The 21178-nt window shown below is 71.2% G+C and carries 20 protein-coding genes; 16 read left to right on the top strand and 4 right to left on the bottom strand.

All coding sequences use genetic code 11. The features are described 5' to 3' along the window. The first annotated feature begins 115 nt into the window (after positions 1-115). The 8 genes from ACFUNE_RS34425 to ACFUNE_RS34390 all read left to right on the top strand — a co-directional run bounded on the left by ACFUNE_RS34425 (position 116) and on the right by ACFUNE_RS34390 (position 7004). Positions 116-763 (top strand): HAD family hydrolase, encoded by a 648-nt coding sequence (locus ACFUNE_RS34425; RefSeq protein ID WP_383576321.1) that lies wholly within the window; start codon positions 116-118, stop codon positions 761-763. Positions 764-805: 42 nt separating this feature from the next. Next, entirely contained in the window at positions 806-2014 is a 1209-nt protein-coding gene (locus tag ACFUNE_RS34420) for an MFS transporter (protein ID WP_383576318.1), read from the top strand. After that, positions 1983-3155 (top strand): acetoin utilization protein AcuC, encoded by a 1173-nt coding sequence (locus ACFUNE_RS34415; RefSeq protein WP_383576315.1) that lies wholly within the window; start codon positions 1983-1985, stop codon positions 3153-3155. Before ACFUNE_RS34420 ends, ACFUNE_RS34415 begins: the two co-directional genes overlap by 32 nt. Positions 3156-3230: 75 nt before the next feature. Continuing rightward, positions 3231-4046, top strand: a complete 816-nt coding sequence (locus tag ACFUNE_RS34410; RefSeq protein WP_383576312.1) for a phosphatase — start codon at positions 3231-3233, stop codon at positions 4044-4046. A gap of 127 nt (positions 4047-4173) precedes the next feature. Further along, entirely contained in the window at positions 4174-4386 is a 213-nt protein-coding gene (locus ACFUNE_RS34405; protein WP_014046653.1) for a helix-turn-helix domain-containing protein, read from the top strand. Between the two features lie 109 nt (positions 4387-4495). Beyond that, complete coding sequence (locus tag ACFUNE_RS34400) at positions 4496-4594, top strand: 30S ribosomal protein bS22 (protein ID WP_003948845.1); 99 nt, start codon at positions 4496-4498, stop codon at positions 4592-4594. Between the two features lie 273 nt (positions 4595-4867). Next, complete coding sequence (locus tag ACFUNE_RS34395; protein WP_383576334.1) at positions 4868-5938, top strand: NAD-dependent epimerase/dehydratase family protein; 1071 nt, start codon at positions 4868-4870, stop codon at positions 5936-5938. Positions 5939-5954: 16 nt separating this feature from the next. Beyond that, the gene (locus ACFUNE_RS34390; RefSeq protein WP_383576309.1) at positions 5955-7004 is read left to right on the top strand and encodes a lysophospholipid acyltransferase family protein; all 1050 of its coding nucleotides are present in this window, start codon (positions 5955-5957) and stop codon (positions 7002-7004) included. A 57-nt stretch (positions 7005-7061) separates the two neighbouring features. On the opposite strand, the gene ACFUNE_RS34385 is transcribed toward ACFUNE_RS34390, so the two are convergent. The 3 genes from ACFUNE_RS34385 to ACFUNE_RS34375 all read right to left on the bottom strand — a co-directional run bounded on the left by ACFUNE_RS34385 (position 7062) and on the right by ACFUNE_RS34375 (position 10632). Beyond that, positions 7062-8261, bottom strand: coding sequence for a DUF5667 domain-containing protein (locus tag ACFUNE_RS34385; RefSeq protein WP_383576306.1), 1200 nt, complete (start codon positions 8259-8261; stop codon positions 7062-7064). Between the two features lie 209 nt (positions 8262-8470). After that, entirely contained in the window at positions 8471-9256 is a 786-nt protein-coding gene (locus tag ACFUNE_RS34380; RefSeq protein ID WP_383576303.1) for an ECF subfamily RNA polymerase sigma factor, BldN family, read from the bottom strand. A 434-nt stretch (positions 9257-9690) separates the two neighbouring features. Then, positions 9691-10632, bottom strand: coding sequence for an HAD family hydrolase (locus tag ACFUNE_RS34375; protein ID WP_383576300.1), 942 nt, complete (start codon positions 10630-10632; stop codon positions 9691-9693). A 134-nt stretch (positions 10633-10766) separates the two neighbouring features. Between ACFUNE_RS34375 and ACFUNE_RS34370 the strand changes: the two genes are divergently transcribed. The 8 genes from ACFUNE_RS34370 to ACFUNE_RS34335 all read left to right on the top strand — a co-directional run bounded on the left by ACFUNE_RS34370 (position 10767) and on the right by ACFUNE_RS34335 (position 20362). Further along, entirely contained in the window at positions 10767-11042 is a 276-nt protein-coding gene (locus tag ACFUNE_RS34370) for a glutaredoxin family protein (protein WP_383576297.1), read from the top strand. Between the two features lie 285 nt (positions 11043-11327). Continuing rightward, a complete protein-coding gene (locus tag ACFUNE_RS34365) occupies positions 11328-12113 on the top strand; it encodes a redox-sensing transcriptional repressor Rex (RefSeq protein WP_383576295.1) in 786 nt (261 codons plus the stop codon). After that, a complete protein-coding gene (locus tag ACFUNE_RS34360; RefSeq protein WP_383576292.1) occupies positions 12110-13603 on the top strand; it encodes a glutamyl-tRNA reductase in 1494 nt (497 codons plus the stop codon). The genes ACFUNE_RS34365 and ACFUNE_RS34360 overlap by 4 nt, the downstream gene beginning before the upstream one ends. Beyond that, a complete protein-coding gene (hemC, locus tag ACFUNE_RS34355; protein ID WP_376379396.1) occupies positions 13600-14586 on the top strand; it encodes a hydroxymethylbilane synthase in 987 nt (328 codons plus the stop codon). The genes ACFUNE_RS34360 and hemC overlap by 4 nt, the downstream gene beginning before the upstream one ends. Beyond that, the gene (locus ACFUNE_RS34350; RefSeq protein WP_383576288.1) at positions 14583-16250 is read left to right on the top strand and encodes a uroporphyrinogen-III synthase; all 1668 of its coding nucleotides are present in this window, start codon (positions 14583-14585) and stop codon (positions 16248-16250) included. Before hemC ends, ACFUNE_RS34350 begins: the two co-directional genes overlap by 4 nt. Positions 16251-16524: 274 nt before the next feature. Continuing rightward, positions 16525-17520 (top strand): porphobilinogen synthase, encoded by a 996-nt coding sequence (gene hemB / locus ACFUNE_RS34345; RefSeq protein WP_383576285.1) that lies wholly within the window; start codon positions 16525-16527, stop codon positions 17518-17520. 107 nt (positions 17521-17627) lie between these two features. Next, positions 17628-18944, top strand: coding sequence for a hypothetical protein (locus ACFUNE_RS34340; RefSeq protein WP_383576282.1), 1317 nt, complete (start codon positions 17628-17630; stop codon positions 18942-18944). Positions 18945-19312: 368 nt separating this feature from the next. Then, complete coding sequence (locus ACFUNE_RS34335) at positions 19313-20362, top strand: MarR family transcriptional regulator (protein WP_383576280.1); 1050 nt, start codon at positions 19313-19315, stop codon at positions 20360-20362. Here the strand turns inward: ACFUNE_RS34335 and ACFUNE_RS34330 are convergent. After that, the gene (locus ACFUNE_RS34330) at positions 20356-21117 is read right to left on the bottom strand and encodes a hypothetical protein (protein WP_383576277.1); all 762 of its coding nucleotides are present in this window, start codon (positions 21115-21117) and stop codon (positions 20356-20358) included. The genes ACFUNE_RS34335 and ACFUNE_RS34330 overlap by 7 nt on opposite strands. Positions 21118-21178: the final 61 nt, after the last annotated feature.

Here is a 21178-nt window from a genome sequence, read left to right as displayed (position 1 = left end):
TACTGCAGGGGGGACCCTGTGGGAGAGTAGGACGCCGCCGAACAATTATTCCGGGAAAGCCCCGTGCCCTTGTGGCACGGGGCTTTTCTGCGTTCTGAGCGTCTAGGGTCGAACCATGCGCTACGAACTGGTCATCTTCGACAACGACGGCGTGCTCGTCGACAGTGAGCCGATCTCCAACACCGTCCTGGCCGGCTACCTCACCGAGCTCGGCCACCCCACCTCGTACGAGGAGTCCCTCCGCGACTACATGGGGGCAGCGATCCACCGGGTCCACGACCTCGTCGAGGAGCGGACCGGCCAGAAGCTCCCCGCGGACTTCGACGAGGAGCTCCACCGACGGACCCTCTCCGCGTTCCAGCAGGAGCGGCTGGCGGCGGTGGACGGTGTCAACGACCTGCTCGGTGAGCTCGTCGCCGACGGGGTCGCGTACTGCGTCGCCTCGTCCGGAAGCCACCAGAAGATCGCGGCCGGGCACCTGAACACCGGACTCGACCAGTGGTTCGAGGAGGAGTGGATCTTCAGCTCCGAGGACGTCGGGCAGGGAAAACCGGCCCCGGACCTGTTCCTCCACGCCGCCGATCGGATGGGCATCGCCCCCGAAAGGTGCGTCGTGATCGAGGACAGCCCGCTGGGTGTCGAGGCAGCGCGGGCCGCCGGGATGGACGTGTACGGCTTCACCTCGATGATGCCGGCGGACCGGCTCGTCGGCGTCACCGGGCACTTCTCCGACATGTCGCAGCTCCCCAAACTTCTCGGCTGATCGATCTACCCAGCGGTAGACCGGGGCTCTACGCTCGCGGCCATGACGGATGCGCGGTTGCGGTACGGCAGAGCCTCCCTCGCCCTGAGCTTCCTGGTGCAGGGCGTGGCCTTCGCGTTGCTCGTGACGCGCATCCCCGCCATTCAGGACCGCTACGGGATATCCGACGGGCTCCTGCCCGCCTTCCTCGCCGCGGTGCCTGTTCTGGCGGGGGTCGCCAGCGTGGCCACCGAGAAGCTGGTCGCCAGGGTGCGGCCCGGGGTCGTGCTGAGGTGGGCGCAGCCCGTCGTGATGCTTGCGCTGCTGGGTGTGGGTGCCGGCAGCGAGGTGTGGCAGGTGGCCCTCGCCCTGGGCGTCTTCGGGCTGGCCGTGGGCGCCTTGGACGCCTCGATGAACATGATGGGCGTCAGTCTCCAACGGGCATACGGGCGCAGCATCATGCTCGGGTTCCACGCGGCGTACAGCCTGGGCGGGATAGCGGGGGCGTCGATGGCGTGGGCGGGGGCCCACTGGGACCTGTCGCTGCTGGTGTCCTATCTGCCCGCGGTGGCGGTCCTGCTGCCGGCGGCTCTGATCGGGAGCCGGTGGTACACGGAAGGGAAGGCCGAGGCCGGCGTGGGTGTGCCGGCGGCGGGTGGCGTTCAGGGGGCGTCCGTGCCCTTCAGGCTGCTGCTGCCGCTCTGCATGGTGATGGCGTTCGCGTACATCGGGGACTCGACGGTCTCCAACTGGAGCGCGAAGTACCTGCAGGACGTCCTGGGGAGTTCGGAGCAGCTGGCGACGGTTCCCTACAACGTCTACATGGTGACGACGCTGCTGGGGCGGGCCGTCGGGGACCTCGGGGTGCGTCGGTTCGGTGCGGTGGCGGTGGTGCGGGGCGGCAGCGTGCTGGCCGCCGCGGGGTTCGCGGTGGTGGCGGTGTCGCCCGGTGCCTGGTGGGGGATGCTCGGCTTCACGCTGCTGGGGCTCGGGCTGTGCGTGATCGTGCCGCAGACCTTCGCGGCGGCGGGCAGGATGTTCCCCGGCGCGAGCGATGTGGCCGTGGCCCGGCTGAACGTCTTCAACTACGTGGGGTTCCTCGTCGGGTCGCCGCTCGTGGGGGCGCTCGGGGACGCGTGGAGCTACCGCGGCGCGATGCTCGTGCCCATGGTGCTGGTCCTCGCGACGCTCGTGTACGCCCGGTCGTTCGGCTCGGAACCCGCCCGATACGGTGGCGGGCATGAGCGGGCGCGCGCAGCTGATGTGGGATGAGGCAGTAACGGGATACGACTTCGGGTCCAGCCATCCCATGGACCCGGTCAGACTGGCCCTGACGATGGGGCTGGTGCGGGCGTACGGGCTGGACGGGGCGGTGGACGTCAGGTCGGCCAAGTCCGCCGGGGACTCGACGCTGCGGCTCGTGCATCGTGAGGACTACGTGGCGGCCGTCCGGGCGGCGTCGGCCGATCCGGGGGCCGCCGACCAGGCGTACGGGATCGGGACCGTCGACGATCCGGCCTTCGCGGGGATGCACGAGGCGTCCGCGCTCATCGCCGGGCTCTCGGTGGGGGCCGCGGAGGCGGTGTGGCGCGGGGAGAGCGCGCACGCCGTGAATTTCACCGGCGGGCTGCACCACGCCATGCCCGGGGGAGCCTCGGGGTTCTGCGTGTACAACGATCCGGCGCTCGCCATCGCCCGGCTGCTGGAGCTGGGCGCGCAGCGTGTGGCGTACGTGGATGTGGACGTCCACCACGGTGACGGGGTGCAGGCGGCGTTCTGGGAGGACCCCCGGGTGCTGACCGTGTCCCTGCACGAGCACCCGCGCACGCTGTTCCCGCAGACCGGGTGGCCCGAGGAGACGGGTTCCGGGGCGGGCGAGGGCGGTGCGGTGAATGTGGCGCTGCCGGCAGGTACGGGCGACGCGGGGTGGCTGCGGGCGTTCCACGCGGTGGTGCCGGAGCTGCTGGAGGACTTCCGGCCTCAGGTGCTGGTGACCCAGCACGGTGCCGATACGCATTTCGAGGACCCGCTGGCCCATCTCGCCGTGTCGCTGGACGCGCAGCGGGCCGTCATGGAGGCCTGTCACGAGCTCGCCCACACCTACGTGGAGGACGGGCGCTGGGTGGCGTTGGGCGGGGGCGGTTACGCGGTGGTGGATGTGGTGCCGCGGTCCTGGACCCATCTCGTGGGAATCGCCGCCCATGCTCCGGTGGACCCGGAGTCGGTGATTCCGTCCTCGTGGCGGGACGAGGTCTACGCCCGTACGCGGCAGTTGGGTCCGGCGCGGATGACGGACGGCCGTACGCCGACGTGGAAGCCGTGGGAGGACGGGTACGACCCGGCGGACCGGCTGGACCAGGCGGTGCTGGCGACCCGGCGTTCGGCGTTCCCGCTGCGCGGGCTGCTGGCCTGAGGAGGGTTACGCCAACGGTGGGGCGGTATCCGGGTTCCTGCCCGGGCGGGCGGCCGGTGCGGGAGCATCGGGAGGGTGTTGAGCACCGGAGCGCTGCGCGCTCATCTGCTGGCGTCCCGGCTCGCCGGCCCTGTGGCCACGCCGCGGGAGACCAGTCTGCGGAGTTACCGGCTTTTCGCGGCGAGGGACCCCCGTGTGATGCTCGGGATCGATCCGGACCGGGTCTGGGAAGAGCGTGACCTGCTGCGGCTGATGGCGGACAAGTGCGGGGTGTCGGACGATCCCGGCCATGTGTCGGGGACGGACGTGATCGATCCGGAGCGGACCCTGGCCGCGCTGGACGCGTTCGCGGAACGGCTGGCGGGGGCCGCGGAGAGGCGGGCTCCGGTGCTGTTCGGCACCGGGCATCCGCACCGGCTGCTGGGGTTCTACGCCGGTCTGGCAGACGCTTTGTCGGCGGCCGGGTGTGCGGTTCTCACCCCCGCGCAGGGCCGGTGTGTCGACATAACGACCCGGTTCGGCGTACGTACGTACAACCTTGACTACGTACAAGGTGTCGCGCTGGTGCGCGAACCGGGCGTGCGGGTCCCGGGGAGTGCCACCGGCGCACACAGTCATTCGCCGCTGCCGGTTCGGGCCGTGCTGGAGGAGGCGGTGGAGGCACGGGGGGTGCTGCCCGAGCTGGTGATCGGGGACCACGGGTGGGTCTGCGGGGCAGGTCAGCTGGGCATCGAGGCCATCGGGCTGGCCGATACGGATGATCCCGCGCTGTTCGTGGGTGAGGCGGAGGGGCGGGTGTCCGTCGCCGTTCCGCTTGATGACGGCGTGCGGTCGGACTACTACCAGCCTCTTACACGGTATGTACTCAATCGGGCGTGTCTGTCACAGTAGGCGACCGGTCGCCTCACCTCTTCCCCACTGCATCACCCGCCCCTAATCTGGGGAGTGAGCGCACAACGACGAAGAGTCACCGGAGGGGAAGCCGGTGCGCGTCTCGTGCGGAAGGTACAGGTGGGTCATGGCTGCTGGCAGCGAGAGGCCTCTCAACGAGGTCAAGTTTCTGACTGTGGCGGAAGTCGCCTCGGTCATGAGGGTGTCGAAGATGACCGTGTACCGCTTGGTGCACAGCGGTCATCTGCCGGCGATCCGGGTGGGAAGGTCCTTCCGGGTCCCGGAGCAAGCGGTTCACGAGTACCTCCGTGAGTCCTTCGTGGGGGTGGAGTCGGCCTGACGTCGCCCTCGGATTACGTCCCTCACCCGGTGGCGGGTAGGCTAGGCCGACGTAGGTCGTGTGGGCCCAGACGCCCCGCACCAGTGAAGAGAAGTGAGCGAGGGTAGTCGTGGGCTCTGTTATCAAGAAGCGGCGCAAGCGGATGGCCAAGAAGAAGCACCGCAAGCTGCTCAAGCGCACGCGCGTTCAGCGTCGCAACAAGAAGTAAGCGAACGCAGTTCGTGAGTTCGAGGCCCTTCCGCCGTTCTGGCGGGAGGGCCTCGGCGCGTTCCGGGACCGGTGTTCCGGGACTCCGGTCCGGGCCCTGAGCTGTGCCGTGCGCGCGCGTGCCGGGCTCCGGCTCCGTGCGGCGGTTCCGGTGGATTCCAGCCCCTCGGTTCGGTAAAGCCCGCCTGGGGTCATCACAGGGCAACATCCACCGACTACGGTGACGGCCAGGGGAAGACCCCGCTCGGTGAACGATCGACGGAAGGCGCTGATCTTGGGGAAGACCGTGCTCGTCACGGGTGCGGCCCGGCAGCTGGGGGGCCGGTTCGTGCGGCGTGTGCAGCGGGACCCCGGTGTGGACCGGGTGATCGCCCTGGACGCGGTCGCGCCCGCGCATCAGCTGGGTGACGCCGAATTCGTGCTGGCGGACATCCGGCAGTCGGCGATCGCCAGGATCCTCGCCGAGTACTCCGTCGACACGGTCGTCCACCTGGACGTCTCCGCGAAGGCGCTCGGCACGGGCGGCCGGACGACGGTCAAGGAGACCAACGTCATCGGCACGATGCAGCTGCTCGGTGCCTGCCAGAAGTCCCCGTCCGTGCAGCGGCTGGTGGTCAAGTCCAGCACGAACGTCTACGGCTCCGCCCCGCGCGACCCCGCGGTGTTCACCGAGACGACGCCCCCCAAGTCCCTGCCGAGCGGTGGCTTCGCCAAGGACGCGGTGGAGGTCGAGGGTTACGTCCGCGGGTTCGCGCGCCGCAGGCCGGACGTGGCCGTGTGCGTGCTGAGGTTCGCGAACATCCTGGGTCCCGAGCCGGATTCGCCGCTCGCCGACTACCTGGCGCTGCCGGTCCTGCCGACGGTGCTCGGGTACGACCCCCGGCTCCAGTTCGTGCACGAGGACGACGTCGTCGACGTACTGGAGATCGCCGCGCGTGAACCCCGGCGCGGCACCCTGAACAGCGGCACGTTCAACATCGCCGGAGACGGGGTGCTGTTGCTCTCGCAGTGCTCGCGGAGGCTCGGGCGGCCGACGGTCCCGCTGCTGCTGCCGGCGGTCACCTGGGTGGGGTCGGCGCTCCGTACGATCGGTATGACGGACTTCTCACCGGAGCAGATCCGGCTGCTGACCCACGGCAGGGTGGTCTCCACGGTGCAGATGCGCGAGACGCTGGGCTTCCGTCCGAAGTTCACCACGGCCGGGACCTTCGCGGAGTTCGCGCGGAGCAGGGGCCCGGGGCTGCTGCCTCCCGAGCGGGTGGGCAGGGCGGTCGGGAGGCTGGCCGAGCTGCCGCGCGGCGGGGGACCGGCCGACAGGACACATTCGACTCACGGCGCCAGGTAGAGGAGCGCGACCGACGATGGCGGACGCCAAGGTCATTCCCTTCGACGACGACCGCTCGCGCTCCGGCGCGGGGCGGCGCAGAGCTGTGCTGCCGGGCGGCGGCAGGGTCCAGCCGCCTGCGTCGGCCGTCCCCGCGCCCGTCAGCGCCCTGCCGGGCGGTCAGGTGCCGGAAGGGGCCGCCGAGGCCGCTGGTGCCCCCTCGGGCGACGCCGGGGAGGGTCCCGTGAGCGGCTGGGACCGGCGGATCGCGGGCGGGCTCGCGTTTCTGCGGCGGAGGCTCACGGGCGAGTACGACGTCGACGAGTTCGGTTACGACGAGGAGCTGACCGACCAGGTCCTCATGTCGGTGCTGCGGCCGCTCGCGGACAAGTACTTCCGGGTCGAGGTCAAGGGCATCGAGAACATCCCGTCGGACGGCGGGGCGCTCATCGTCGCCAACCACTCCGGGACGCTGCCGCTGGACGGGCTGATGCTCCAGGTCGCGGTGCACGACAACCACCCGGCCGAACGGCATCTGCGACTTCTCGCTGCCGACCTGGTCTTCATGCTGCCGGTGGTCAACGAGCTGGCGAGGAAGGCCGGACACACCCTGGCGTGCGCGGAGGACGCCGAGCGGCTGCTGCAGTCCGGTGAGGTCGTCGGGGTGATGCCGGAGGGCTTCAAGGGGATCGGGAAGCCGTTCAGCGAGCGGTACAAGCTGCAGCGCTTCGGGCGGGGCGGTTTCGTGTCGACGGCGCTGCGTGCGGGGGTGCCGATCGTGCCGTGCTCGATCGTGGGCGCGGAGGAGATCTATCCGATGATCGGCAACTCGAAGACGCTGGCGCGGGTCCTGGGGGTCCCGTACTTCCCGATCACGCCGACGTTTCCGTGGCTGGGGCCGCTGGGGGCCCTGCCGCTGCCGACGAAGTGGACGATCCAGTTCGGGGAGCCGATTCCCACGGACGGGTATCCGCCGGAGGCGGCCGAGGACCCGATGCTGATGTTCAACCTGACGGACCAGGTGCGGGAGCAGATCCAGCACACGCTGTACAAGCTGCTGGTGCAGCGACGGTCGGTCTTCTTCTGAGGCGCGGGCGCGCGCCGCACGCGGGGGGTGACCGTCGCGCACGGCGTGCGGTTGCCCCTACGGTTCGATGTCCTCACCGTCGATGCCCAGGCCGGGCAGCAGGCCCGGGAGCAGCGGAGGCAGGGTGACGTCCGGGGCGGGCGAGGCGCCGGACGTGCCGCCCGGGGACGACGGGGTGGTGCCGTCCGTCGGGAGGTCTTCGAGCAGGCCGTCCGTGCCGCCGTCGAGCAGGTCGTCGGCCGGACTGCTGCCGGAGCCGGAGCCGGAGGGCTTCGGCGTGGTGCTGGTGGACGCGCTGTCGTCCGGGGCCGCGGAGGAAGAGGGCTCTCTGCGGCCGGGTGCCGCCGAGTCCTTGTCCTCCTTCGGGGAGCCGGCCGATGGTGCGCCGCCGGTGCCCGGTGTGCGGGGCAGCAGGGACTGCAGCGGCGCGACTTCCTGGTCCATGGCCTCGAAGACGGAGCTGACCTTGTCCCCGATGTCGGTCAGCTGGACGGGCAGCCGTTCACGGAGGCTGCTCCAGCTCGCGCGGTGCGAGCGGGAGAAGGAGTCCAGGGTCTGGATGGGGCCGATGGATCCGTCCCGCTGGTAGGCGGTGTGGAGCAGGCGGTGGCCTTCGGTGGCGTCATGTGTCATGCCGTCGAGTGCGCGCCTGACCTCACCGATCGATTCGTGGTCCATCTCGCCCGCGCGGCCCCTCTCCATGAGCCGGCGGGCTTCGCTGAGGCGGGTCGACGCCTGGTCGAGGTAGGCCGAGCCGCGGTCGGCGTCGCCGTCGGCCATGCCGAGGCTGATGTCCTCCATTCCGCGCTTGAGCGGGTAGAGGGAATCACCCGGCAGGGCGTCGGAACTGGCAGCGGCCACTCCGCCGAATGCTCCCGCGGCCACACCGACCGTGAGCCCGCCCGCGGTGAGGCCCTTCGCCCAGCGGGAGCGGGGACGCAGCCTCCGGATCGGGGAGGCCCGGTGGGCTCCCTTGCTCCGCTGTTCGGGCACCGTAGGGCCCGTGGACGCACCGCCTTCGGCGAACATGGTCTCCATGGCGGCGACGAGCTGCGCTCGCTGCACCACTTTGACCTCGGGATCGAATTGCGGCTCCGGTAGCTCACCGAGGCCGTTCGCCAGGGCCAACAGCGTTCCGTGGTCGGCCGGTTGGGCCGGGTCCTCGGGCTGTACGGCCGCCGCACCCTGGGGGGACTGCTCCTCCAGGGCCTGGGCGAAGGCGTTCGCCCGCCGGTGTGCCGAAACGTTTGCGATCACTGGCGGCACCTCCTCTCGTCATGACGGTCGACTCCCCTGAGGGTCCGGAAGGTTGCCCACCGGAGTCGTTTCCACGCGATCGAGCGAGTGGAAACGGTCAGGTGCGGCGACAGGGGGCCTGCATCCGGCACAACGAGTGGCGCGGCAGTTGGGTTACGGACGAAAGATGATCCGATCGGTGTGTCACGAACACGTCACGGATGGTGACGTCAGCGGGCGTCGTCCGGCAGAAGTCGTGCGAGTGTCCGCACGGCCCGGTACTGCAAGGTTTTGATCGCGCCCTCGTTCTTTCCCATGACCCGGGCGGTCTCGGCGACCGAGAGGCCTTGCAGGAATCTCAGGGTCACGCACTCCTGCTGCTGCGGGTTGAGCCGGCGTACGGCTTGCAGCAGCGCGGCGTTGGAGAGGGACTCCAGGACGGAGTCCTCCGGGCTCCGCGCGACCTCGTTGGCGTCGAGCATTTCGCCGGTGGTCACTTCCAGCCGGAAACGACTGGATTTGAAGTGGTCGGCGACCAGGTTGCGAGCGATCGTGACCAGCCAGGCGCCGAAATCGCGGCCCTGCCAGGTGAAGGTGGAGATGCGGCGGAGTGCGCGCAGGAACGTCTCGCTGGTGAGGTCCTCCGCTGTCGCCTTCCCTCCCACGCGGTAGTAGATGTACCGGTACACGGTGTCGCTGTACTGGTCGTACAGGCGGCCGAAGGCCTCGGCCTCACCGGCCTGCGCGCGCTCGACGAGATCCATCATGCGCGCGCTGTCGCTGTCGGCCGCAGGTCGGCGGGCGGGAGCCGACGACGCAGCGGTGGCGGCGACGCGGTTGCTCCGTCTTCCGACGGCCGCGCTGCGTTCGGCCAGCGCATAGCAAGGGCCGGTAGGTACAGGGGTGGCAAATTGGGGGACGGCGTACGCGGTGGGGACGAAGCCGCGCAAGAGGTCGAGGACCGTTGCGCGCAGCGTAGCCAGGCCCGAGGTGTCAACCCCGACGTGTGGGTACACGGGACTCCCAGAGGCAGAGCTTCCATCACGTGCAGTTCGAAAACCGTCACTCGTGGTAGCGGGTGGCGGGCTCCTTGTGCGTCTGAGGAGAATAACGCTTCGTACAGGCCGTGCTACACCCAGTTGCTCAAATCACCGGTTCCGTCGCTTCCGTAACCTCTAAGTGACGATTCGAGTGGCACATCGTGACCGGTTATTGATCGAATAGCTTCGTGATCTGCCTGCGGCGGCGACGGGTTGTGGTCGCCCCCACGCAACGCGACTGGCCGGAGCGATGGGTGTCCCCGCCCGCTGTTCCGCTCCCGTTTGGCCGTACGTCTCCGGGCGTGCCGCTTCGTGCCGCCTGCTGACTGACGGCAGGGCGGACGGGGAGCGGGGAGCGGGGTGCGGGGCGCCGGCAGTGGGGCGGCGGGGCGGCGGGGCGGGGTGCGGGGTCAGCGGCGGCGGCGGTGGAGCGCCACGGCGGCCGCGGTCCCGCCGGCCAGGGCGCCGACGCCCGCCGCGGCCGGGATGCCCACCTTGGCCGCCTTGCGGCCGGTGCGGTAGTCGCGCAGCCGCCAGTCCAGGGAGCGGGCGTGCCTGCGCAGTTTGGCGTCCGGGTTGATCGCGTACGGGTGGCCGACCAGGGACAGCATCGGGATGTCGTTGTGCGAGTCGCTGTACGCCGCGCAGCGTTCGAGGTCCAGGCCCTCGGCCGACGCCAGCGCGCGTACCGCCTCCGCCTTGGCCGGGCCGTGGAGGGGTTCGCCGACGAGCCGGCCGGTGTAGACGCCGTCGACCGATTCGGCGACGGTGCCCAAGGCGCCGGTGAGGCCCAGGCGGCGGGCGATGATCGTGGCGGTCTCCACCGGGGCGGCGGTGACCAGCCAGACCTTCTGGCCCGCGTCGAGGTGGGCCTGCGCCAGGGCGCGGGTGCCGGGCCAGATGCGGTCGGCCATGTACTCGTCGTAGATCTCCTCGCCGATGGACATCAGCTCGGAGACGCGGTGGCCCTTGACGATGGACAGGGCGCTGTCGCGGGCGTCCTGCATGTGCTCGGGGTCCTCGACGCCGGCCAGCCGGAACCAGGCCTGCTGCCAGGCGAACCTGGTCAGTTCGCGGCGCTGGAAGAACTTCCGCTTGTACAGGCCGCGGCCGAAGTGGAAGATCGCGGCGCCCTGCATCACGGTGTTGTCGAGGTCGAAGAAGGCGGCTGCCCGGGTGTCCCCGGCCACCGGGAAGGGGGGCTCCCCGGTCTCTTCGGTGGTGGTCGCGAGCTCCTCGGCGCCGGAGGGGAGTGCCGACTTCCGCGCGGCCTCGGCTGCGGCCTCGCCTGCGAGCACGCTGCGTGCCGTGGCGGGGCGCCTGCGGGGGGTGAGCCATCCAAGAGCGGCCATGTCGTGAGCATAGCCATTCCGTTCGGCTCTTCCCGACCCGGCGGGATGCGGCGGTGTGAACTCTCCGGGACCGGGGCGTTAAACGGGTGATTCCGCGCTCCCACCCACCCGTCCGGGGGGCGCAGAATGAAGGTATGAGTGCACTGCTGCGTCGTACGAGGAAGAAGCCCGCGGACCGTGTGGTGACCCTGGTGGGGAAGCCCGGGTGCCATCTCTGTGACGATGCGCGGCTGGTGGTCAGCGCGGTGTGCGAGGAGACCGGCGCGTCCTGGGTGGAGAAGGACATCACGCGGGACGAGGCGCTGTACAAGGAGTACTGGGAGCAGATCCCGGTGGTCCTGATCGATGACGAGCAGCACACCTTCTGGCGCGTGGATCCGGCGAGGCTGCGCACGGCTCTGCGTACGTGAGGGGGCTTCCTCGGCGAAACCCGGTTAACATCATGGGCGTTTTGAGTGGTCTCGGGGGCGTGGACATGAGGAGTGTGTACCGTCTTGCCCCCTTCGGGCCCGCAACGGGCTGATGGCGTCCCGGGTTCCGGGTCCGCGCAGGGAATATGCGTGACCCCGGTCACTTTGACCGGACAAAACGGACACTATCTTTGTGCACGCGTTCACAAAGACATAGCCTGCTGTCGACGGGGCGGTCATAGGACATACGGCCGCCTGCAGCCCCGCTCATCCCGCAGGAGCACCGTGGCAACTGGCCGAACTCACCGACCGGCGACCCGTAGCCGAGGAATTCCCGAGGCCACCGTCGCCCGGCTTCCGCTGTATCTCCGCGCACTGACGGCGCTCTCCGAGCGCTCGGTTCCCACGGTGTCGTCCGAGGAACTCGCCGCGGCGGCGGGAGTCAATTCCGCCAAGCTGCGCAAGGACTTCAGCTACCTGGGCTCCTACGGCACGCGTGGTGTCGGGTACGACGTCGAGTATCTCGTCTATCAGATCTCCCGTGAGCTCGGGCTCACACAGGACTGGCCGGTCGCGATCGTCGGCATCGGTAATCTCGGCGCCGCGCTCGCCAACTACGGCGGCTTCGCCTCCCGTGGTTTCCGGGTCGCGGCCCTGATCGACGCCGACCCCGCCATGGCGGGCACGCCCGTGGCCGGGATCGCCGTGCAGCACACCGACGACCTCGACCGGATCATCAGCGACAACGGGGTGTCGATCGGCGTGATCACCACCCCGCCCGGCGCCGCCCAGCAGGTCTGCGACCGGCTCGTCGCCGCTGGGGTGACCTCCATCCTGAACTTCGCGCCGACGGTGCTCTCCGTGCCCGACGGTGTCGACGTGCGCAAGGTCGACCTCTCGATCGAGCTCCAGATCCTCGCCTTCCACGAGCAGCGCAAGGCCGGCGAGGAGGCCGCGGCCGACGGCCGGACGGTGGCGGAGGACGACGCCGACGACGCGCCGCCGATGCGCGCCACGCCCACCGGCCGGAAGGGACCTGACGGGGACATGCCCGCCGTGATGCCGGCATGAGTCTTCTGGTCGTCGGACTGAGCCACCGCAGCGCCCCCGTCTCCGTGCTGGAGCGGGCGTCGCTGGCGGTCGACGCGCAGACGAAGCTGCTTCAGGACACCCTCGCCGCGGAGCCGGCGACCGAGGCCGCCGTCCTGGCCACCTGCAACCGCATCGAGCTGTACGCCGATGTGGACAAGTTCCACGCGGGTGTGGCCGAGCTGTCCACCCTGCTCGCGCAGCACAGCGGCGTCGGGCTGGACGAGCTCACTCCCTATCTTTATGTGCACTACGAGGACCGTGCCGTCCACCACCTCTTCTCGGTGGCGTGCGGACTGGACTCCATGGTCGTCGGCGAGGGCCAGATCCTCGGCCAGATCAAGGACGCGCTCGCGCTGGGGCAGGAGCTCCACACCGCGGGCCGGCTGCTGAACGACCTCTTCCAGCAGGCCCTGCGGGTCGGCAAGCGCGCCCACAGCGAGACCGGGATCGACCGGGCCGGGCAGTCGCTCGTCACCTTCGGCCTGGAGCAGCTGGCCGACGGCGCCGAGGTCACCGAGTGGGCCGGGGGCAAGAGTGCCCTGGTGATCGGCGCGGGCTCGATGTCCTCGCTCGCCGCGGCCACCCTGGCCCGCGCGGGTGTCGAGGAGATCGTCGTCGCCAACCGGACCCGTGCCCGTGCCGACCGGCTCGTCGAGATCCTCGGCCAGGCCGGTGTGCCGACCGTGCGCGCCGTGGAGATGGCCCGGGTGACGGGCGAACTGACACGTGCCGACATCGTGGTGTCCTGCACCGGCGCGACCGGGCTCGTCCTGGGCGCGGATGCCGTCGCCGACGCGCTCGGCGTCGACTTCGACAGCGCCGCGCAGGCGCCCGAGGCTTCCTCGGCGGCCGCGCCCGACGAGCTGGACCAGCACGCCGCCTGGGTGGAGAACGGCTCAGCGACCGCCGCCGCGCAGGACCGGGCCGCGCGCCGGGGCGAGCCGCGCCCGGCCGGCACCGGACCGGCCCGGCTCCACCTGCTCGACCTCGCGATGCCGCGTGACATCGACGGAGCGGCCCACCGCATCGCCGGTGTGCGCCTCGTCGACATCGAGTCGCTCGCCGAGGCGTCCGCGGACGCCCCGATGGCCGCCGATGTGGACCAGGTGCGCACCATCGTCGCGGACGAGGTCGCCGCATTCGGAGCCGCGCAGCGCGCCGCCCACATCACTCCGACCGTGGTCGCCCTGCGCACCATGGCCGCCGATGTGGTGGCGGGCGAGATCGCGCGGCTCGACGGACGCCTCCCCGACCTGGACGAGAAGCAGCGCGCCGAGATCACGCAGACCGTGCGCCGCGTCGTCGACAAGCTCCTGCACGCGCCCACCGTGCGGGTCAAGCAGCTCGCCAGCGAGCCCGGCGGCGCCGGGTACGCCGATGCGCTGCGGGAACTCTTCGACCTCGACCCGCAGACGGTGGCCGCCGTCTCACGGGCAGACCTGAACGACCCGAATAGAGGGCGGTCATGACCGACAACTCACCCCTGGGCGGGGAGACCACCACACCGCTCCGGCTAGGCACCCGGCGCAGCAAGCTCGCCATGGCGCAGTCCGGCATGGTCGCCGACGCGGTCCGTGAGGTGACCGGGCGTGCCGTGGAGCTCGTGGAGATCACCACGTACGGAGACGTCTCCCGGGAGAACCTGGCGCAGATCGGCGGGACCGGTGTGTTCGTCGCGGCCCTGCGCGAGGCGCTGCTGAGCGGCGAGGTGGACTTCGCCGTCCACTCGCTCAAGGACCTGCCGACCGTGCAGCCCGAGGGGCTCGTCCTGGCCGCCGTGCCGGTGCGCGAGGACCCGCGCGACGCACTGGTGGCGCGGGACGGGCTGACCTTCGAGCAGCTGCCGCCCGGTGCCCGCATCGGCACCGGTTCGCCGCGCCGTATGGCGCAGCTCAACGCGTACGCCCGCTCGCACGGCCTCGAGATAGAGACCGTCGCGATCCGCGGCAACGTCGATACGCGCATCGGTTTCGTACGAAGCGGGGAGCTGGACGCGGTGGTACTCGCCGCCGCCGGGCTCAGCCGCCTCGGACGCACGGACGAGGTGACCGACTTCCTGCCGGCCGACACCGTCCTGCCCGCTCCCGGCCAGGGAGCACTGGCGATCGAATGTGCTGAAAGCAGCACGGACCTCGCCGCAGCGCTCGCCGAGCTCGACGACCCGTACACCCGGGTCGCCGTGACCGCCGAGCGCGCCCTGCTCAACGCCCTGGAGGCCGGCTGTTCCGCACCTGTGGGTGCGCTGGCCGACCTCCTGGCCGACGCGCAGGTTGTCAACGAACTGCGCCTGCGCGGTGTCGTCGGTTCAACCGACGGCACTTCCCTGGTGCAGCTGTCCATCACCGGTCCCGTCCCCACGTCGCACGACGACGCGGCGGCCCTCGGTCGCGAGCTCGCGGCCGAGATGCTTGCCAAGGGTGCGGCCGGTCTTATGGGGGAGCGAGCACTTTGAGCCCCACCGGCCCTGTCGTATCCGACTTCCCTGTCCTGGCTTCAGGGCATGTCACCTTCCTCGGCGCCGGTCCCGGCGACCCGGGACTGCTGACTCTGCGCGCTGTCGAGGCGCTAGCGAGCGCGGACGTCCTTGTCGCCGAACCGGACGTTCTCGACGTCGTCCGCTGCCATGCGCGGGCGGGGGTAAGCACGCCTGAGCTGACGGTTGTTGACGTGGCGTCAACACCCGCCGGAGTACCCGTTCTCAGGGATGCCGCCAATCTTGTCATGGAGGCAGCGAAGGGCGGCAGGCGGGTGGTGCGCGCCGTCACGGGCGACCCCGGCCTGGACGGCAACACGGGCGCCGAGATGCTCGCCTGCGCTGCCGCGGGCGTGCCTTTCGAGGTCGTCCCCGGAATCGCCAACGCCGTAGGTGTCCCCGCGTACGCCGGTGTGCCGCTGCGCGACGCGCAGGGTGCCGACGTGCGCTTCGTCGACGCGCGTACGGCGTCGGACCGCTGCTGGTCCGAGGTCGGCGCGAGCGATGCGACGGCCGTCGTGTCCGCGTCGCTCGACTCGGTGGCCGCGGCCGCCGGTGAGCTGGTCTCGGCGGGCCGCAAGCCCGACACCCCGCTCACGGTCACGATCGCCGGGACGACGACGCGGCAGCGCACCTGGACGGCGACCCTCGGGACGATCGCCCAGGTCCTGAAGCAGGCGAAGGTCCTCCCGTCGCCCGACGGGCACCTGCCCGTCATAGCCGTGGTCGGGGAGCGCAGCTCCGCCGCCCAGCGCGACCAGCTCGCGTGGTTCGAGTCCAAGCCGCTGTTCGGCTGGAAGGTGCTCGTGCCGCGCACGAAGGAGCAGGCGGCGTCGCTCTCCGACCAGCTGCGTTCCTACGGTGCCGTGCCTCACGAGGTCCCGACGATCGCGGTCGAGCCGCCGCGCACGCCCCAGCAGATGGAGCGGGCGGTCAAGGGCCTGGTCACGGGCCGGTACGAGTGGATCGCCTTCACCTCGGTGAACGCGGTGAAGGCCGTGCGGGAGAAGTTCGAGGAGTACGGGCTCGACGCCCGTGCCTTCGCCGGGATCAAGGTCGCGGCCGTCGGTGAGCAGACCGCCGCCGCGCTCGTCGACTTCGGTGTGAAGCCGGATCTGGTGCCCTCCGGTGAGCAGTCGGCCGCGGGTCTGCTGGAGGACTGGCCTCCGTACGACCCGGTCTTCGACCCGATCGACCGGGTGTTCCTGCCGCGTGCGGACATCGCCACCGAGACCCTGGTGGCCGGGCTCATCGAGCTCGGCTGGGAGGTCGACGACGTCACCGCGTACCGCACGGTCCGCGCTTCGCCGCCGCCGGCCGACACCCGCGAGGCGATCAAGGGCGGCGGCTTCGACGCGGTGCTCTTCACCTCGTCCTCGACCGTCCGCAACCTGGTCGGCATCGCGGGCAAGCCGCACAACGTGACGGTGATCGCGTGCATCGGCCCCGCCACGGCGAAGACCGCCGAGGAGCACGGCCTGCGGGTGGACGTGCTGTCCCCGGAGCCGTCGGTGCACAAGCTGGCCCAGGCGCTGGCGGACTTCGGCGCGCAGCGCCGGGACGCGGCGAAGGAGGCCGGTGACCCGGTGACCCGGCCGAGCGAGCGGCGTCCGGGTGCCCGGCGCCGCAGGACGACCACCTGAGGGCCTGAACCGTGTGTGCGGGCCCGGCTGCTTCCTCGCGGAGGCGGCCGGGCCCGCTGCCGTCTCCGGTCCGCGGATCGCGCGGCGCGTGGGGTCCCGGGCTCGTAGCGCAGTGGTCGTCGCGCCTGCACCGCATGTGGGAGGAGGCCGGTTCGGATCCGGCCGGCCCTGTTCCAGCCTGCGAGAGCCCGGTGGTCGCGTCCCGCTCCAGGGGCCGCTTTTTCCGGCTCGGGTGTCGGTAAATCGGTGATGTGTGCGGGTCTAGTCTCGAAGGATGACTGAGTACGGAAACTTCCCCGGCTCGCGGCCCCGCCGGCTGCGGACGACCCCCGTCATGCGGCGCATGGTCGCCGAGACCCGGCTCGACCCGGCGAATCTGATCCTGCCCGCGTTCGTGCGCGAGGGCATCGACGCGCCGGTCGCCATCTCGACCATGCCCGGGGTCCAGCAGCACACGCTGGACACGCTGCGGAAGGCCGCCGTCGACGCGGTCGCGGCGGGCGTCTCGGGGATCATGCTCTTCGGCGTCCCGCTGGACGAGAAGAAGGACGGCCGGGGTACGGCGGGGACCGACCCGGACGGCATCCTCCAGGTGGGTCTGCGGGCGGTGCGGGAAGAGGTCGGGGACGACCTGGTGATCATGTCCGACCTCTGTCTGGACGAGTACACCGACCACGGGCACTGCGGGGTGCTGACCGAGGACGGCCGCATCGACAACGACGCGACGCTGGAGCGGTACGCCGAGATGGCCCAGGTCCAGGCCGACGCTGGGGCACACGTGGTGGGCCCCAGCGGCATGATGGACGGTCAGGTCGGTGTGATCCGGGACGCGCTGGACCAGACGGGCCACGAGGACGTGTCGATCCTCGCCTACACCGTGAAGTACGCCTCGGCCTTCTACGGCCCGTTCCGCGAGGCGGTGGGCTCCTCGCTCAGGGGCGACCGCAAGACGTACCAGCAGGACCCGGCGAACGTCCGTGAGTCGCTGCGGGAGCTGGCGCTCGACCTGGAGGAGGGTGCCGACATGGTCATGGTCAAGCCGGCGGGCCCCTACCTGGACGTCCTGGCCAAGGTCGCCGACGTGGTGGACGTTCCGGTCGCGGCGTACCAGATCAGTGGCGAGTACGCGATGGTCGAGGCCGCCGCGGAGAAGGGCTGGATCGACCGGGACGCGGCGATCATGGAGAGCCTGACGGGCATCCGGCGGGCGGGCGCGCACATGATCCTGACGTACTGGGCGACGGAGGTCGCGCAGAAGCTCGGGCGCTGAGCCTCTCGGCAGGACGCGGGTCGTTGCGGAGCCGTGGCCCGCGGCCCATGCCGCTCCGGAATCAATCCGGTTGAGCGCGGACCGCGTCGGCGGTCAAGATCGTACGCATGTTCTCACGCAGGAATCGCCGTCCCAGGTCCCCCGAACTGGCCGCGGCCTGGGAGTGCCTCGACGGGGGTGATGTCCCCGGTGCGCTGCGCGAGTTGAGGCAGGCCCCCTCGGCGCCGCTGGGGCAGGTCGCGGTCGTCGTCGGGCGGGCCGCCGGGGCGGCGGGCTTCGACGACCTGCGGGAGGCCGCCAGGACGCTGGCCGCGCACCCCGACCGGGTGCGCCCGCTCCACGACTACGGGTACGCGTGCGTGGAGCGCGGGGTGCCCTACCTGGCGATACCCGCGCTGCGGGAGGCTCTGCGCCTGGCGCCGGAGTCGTCGGGGGTGCTGCGCGAGCTGGTCTCGGCGTACGAGCGCGAGGGGCGGCACGGCGAGGCCGTCGAGGTCCTGCGCGCGCACGAGTCCGGTCTCGCCGACTGGCCCGATCGCTACCTCCTGGTCTTCAACGCCGTGCTGGCGGGAGATCTGGAGCTGGCCCGCCGTCAGCACGCGCGACTGCCCGCTCCCGACGACGACATATGGCTGGGCGCACGGGACCGGCAGGATCTGGTGCTGGAGCGCGGCACGGCTGCCGGGTCGGTGAGCCCGCTCGACCGGGTGGATCTGCGGGGCTGGCAGTACGTCATGGGCGGCACGGTGCTGGGCACCCTCTCCCCCTTCGGCTTCGACGCGGGGATGACGGGGCGGTACGCCTGGACGCAGGACAGCCACGAGCAGTGTCTGAACGGTCTGCTCCGGCTGCGGTCGGTGCTGGCCGCCGCCGAGGTGCGACCGCGTTCGGTGTCCCTGCTGCCGGACCGGGGGAGCAGGATCCTGGGGCTGGCGGCGGCCGAGGTGCTGGGTCTTCCGGCGGAGCCGTTCGAGGCGGGCCGGGGGGACACCGTCGTCATCGCCTACGACCTGGACGACACCGCACGGGCGGAACGGGGCGAGGAAGTCGTCGGGCAGCTCTTCCACCGGACGCCGGGGCAGGTCCTGCACGAGCACGCGAGCTGCTGGACCGATCCGCCCGCCGTCGCCGCCGACAGCGTCACCTTCCTCCATCAGTCGGTCGTGGCGCCGTGGGGTGAGCGGCTGATGCCGGGCCCCGACGGCGAGGTGGAGACCGGGGAGCCCGACGCGCGGCCGGAGGCGGAGATCGCCGCGGAGATCGTGGCGTCCGACCCGGAGCCGGACGGGGGAGACGGGCAGACGCCGCCCGATCCCGTGGAGGTGCTGACGGACTTCGTCGCGGGGGTGCGCGGCACCTGGCTGCGGGGCGACCGGGCCCGGCTGAAGTCGTCCGGGCCGGTGGGCAGCTCGCGGTTCATGTGAGGGGCCCCGTTCATGTGGGGGCGCTCGGGCGCTCGGGTCCCGAAGCTCGGATCCCGAGTGCCGGGAGGGGGCGTGTCACTCGTTCGAGGGATGCCGGGCGGCCGTCGGGCCCGATGCTTGAGCTTCGGGATCCGAGGGCCGGGATGCGGGCTTCGGGACCCGAGCGCCTTCTTGTATCCGGGAGGGAAAAGAAGGGCCGGGGAAAACCTCCCCGACCTCCCTCACCCGTCACGAGCAGCAAGTATGACTAATTGTGAGCGAGTTGCGGCGGAGAGTCGCGGTTGCTTACGGTGCCGGAAGCGAACGACCCCGACGCGGTGCTGACAACACCAGGCCGGGGTCTCACCCCAAGATCGAGAGACGATCCCGTGGCTATCCAGCACCTTAGCTCCGCCCTGAGCGCCCCCGCTTCCTCGCGCCCGTACCCGATGGCCCATCCCGGTTACGGCAAGCGTTCCGCACCGGACCAGCAGCCGCGACGCGCCGCCGACTTCAGCCTCCTGCCCCTGCGGGAGCGCAGCATCGCCGGGTTCATCGACCACCTGCCCGAGGGTGCCGCCATGGACGTCAAGGGTCTGGCCAAACAGCTCCCGCTCTACGGGCAGCAGGCCGTGGCCTCGGCGCTGAAGGCCCTCTCGGTCGCCGGGTATCTGCGCCGTGTCCGGTGCCTGGTCGGTGGCGAGGGCGGTCAAGTGCGCTGGGTGTTCCGCACGTTCTGGTCCCGGACCGCCAGGGACAACGAGTGGTGGGCGGCCCTCGTCCGCGCCGGGCGCGAGCAGGCGGCGGTGGCCGAGCCCGTGGTCGTCCGGCCGGTGGCCCCCGTCGTGCCGCAGCAGCGGGTGCCGGAACCTGACCCGTCCGTGCCGGAGCAGCGGGCGCAGGACCTCGGTCCGTCCGTGCCGGAGCAGCGGGCGCAGGAGCCCGCCCCGGCCGTGCCGGAAGGTCCTTCGCCCGCGTACGCCGCGCTGGCCCGACTCGGCCGCGTGGATGCCCGTCTGGCGCTCTCGGCTGCCGACTGCGCCGTCCTGGAGCCGCTGGCCGCCGAGTGGTTCGCCCGTGGCGTGGACGCCGACTACCTGAAGCACGCCCTGTCCGCCGGGCTCCCCGAGCAGGTCGACTCGCCGGTCGGCTTCGTCCGCTGCCGTCTCGCCGGCAAGCTCCCGCCGCAGGTGCCCGCCGCCCCGGAACCGCCCGTGTCCGGCGCTCCCGTGCCCCGGGCGATGATGGAGTGCACCGAGTGCGGTGCACCCGGCCGCCCAGGAGCTCTCACCGACGGCCTCTGCCGCTCCTGCCGCCTGTCGGGACCCGAGGCGGTCCCGGCTCCCGAGGACCTGCCCGCCGAGCGAGACGTCCGACGTACGTCGCCGGGCTTCGCGACCTGCTCAAAGCGCCCTGAGCCCGGGAGAATGCCTCAGTAGACGCGGTCGGGCCAGTGCGGGTCCTCCCAGCGGGCGGAGCCGGTCAGCCCGATGAGCCGTATCCGGTGCAGCAGCTCCTCAGGAGCGTCCTGGGCCCGGAGCCGTGCGGGCGCGTGACGGACCAGCCAGGCCGCGAGTTCGACGCGGAGGGCGTCCTCGTCGCTTTCCCACGCGTCCCACGGAAGCTCGTCCCCCAGCAGGTGGTACTCCCATCGGGCAGCCGCTTCGGCCAGGTGCCGGTCGGTGGCGCCGTGGTCGAGCGCCGCCCAGGTGTCCAGCCACGGCGTGAGTGTGCCGGACGCCTCGACGCACAGGGCGAGGAGCTCATGGGCGGGGACGGCGGGCTCCGGCTCGACGAGGGTGTGGCCCCACCAGGCGTCCAGGAACTCCTGGACCGCCAGGCGCTGAGGCTCCGGCCACTGCTGCCAGTGGCCTCGGACGAACGACTTGCCGACCTCGTACATGCCGAACATGGGTTTCACGTCGCCGCTGGTCAGCTCCCTGGCGAACTGGGGCAGGACGCGGCGCAGGACGGAGTCGTGATCGGTCCAGTCGGGGGCGTCCCAGGTGCGGCGCAGGAGGTCCGGGTCGAGCTCCACGTCCGGGACCTTCAGGAGGGCGAGTTCTTCCTCGCTGCCCCAGTGGCAGGTGCAGTTGGCTTCGTCGCGGTGAGCGGTCATTCCTCGGAAGGTGACGGTCAACCGGTCCAGCGCCCGGTCGAGCCGGAGGCGGGCGGGAGTGGCTTCGCGGTTCATCGGTGGCAGCACGACCTCAGGGACTCCGGTGGCTTCCGCCGGCCGAAGATCGCGACCCTAC

This window comes from Streptomyces sp. NPDC057287 (assembly GCF_042667905.1).
Classification (GTDB): domain Bacteria; phylum Actinomycetota; class Actinomycetes; order Streptomycetales; family Streptomycetaceae; genus Streptomyces.
This window is presented reverse-complemented; position numbering and strand designations above follow the sequence as displayed.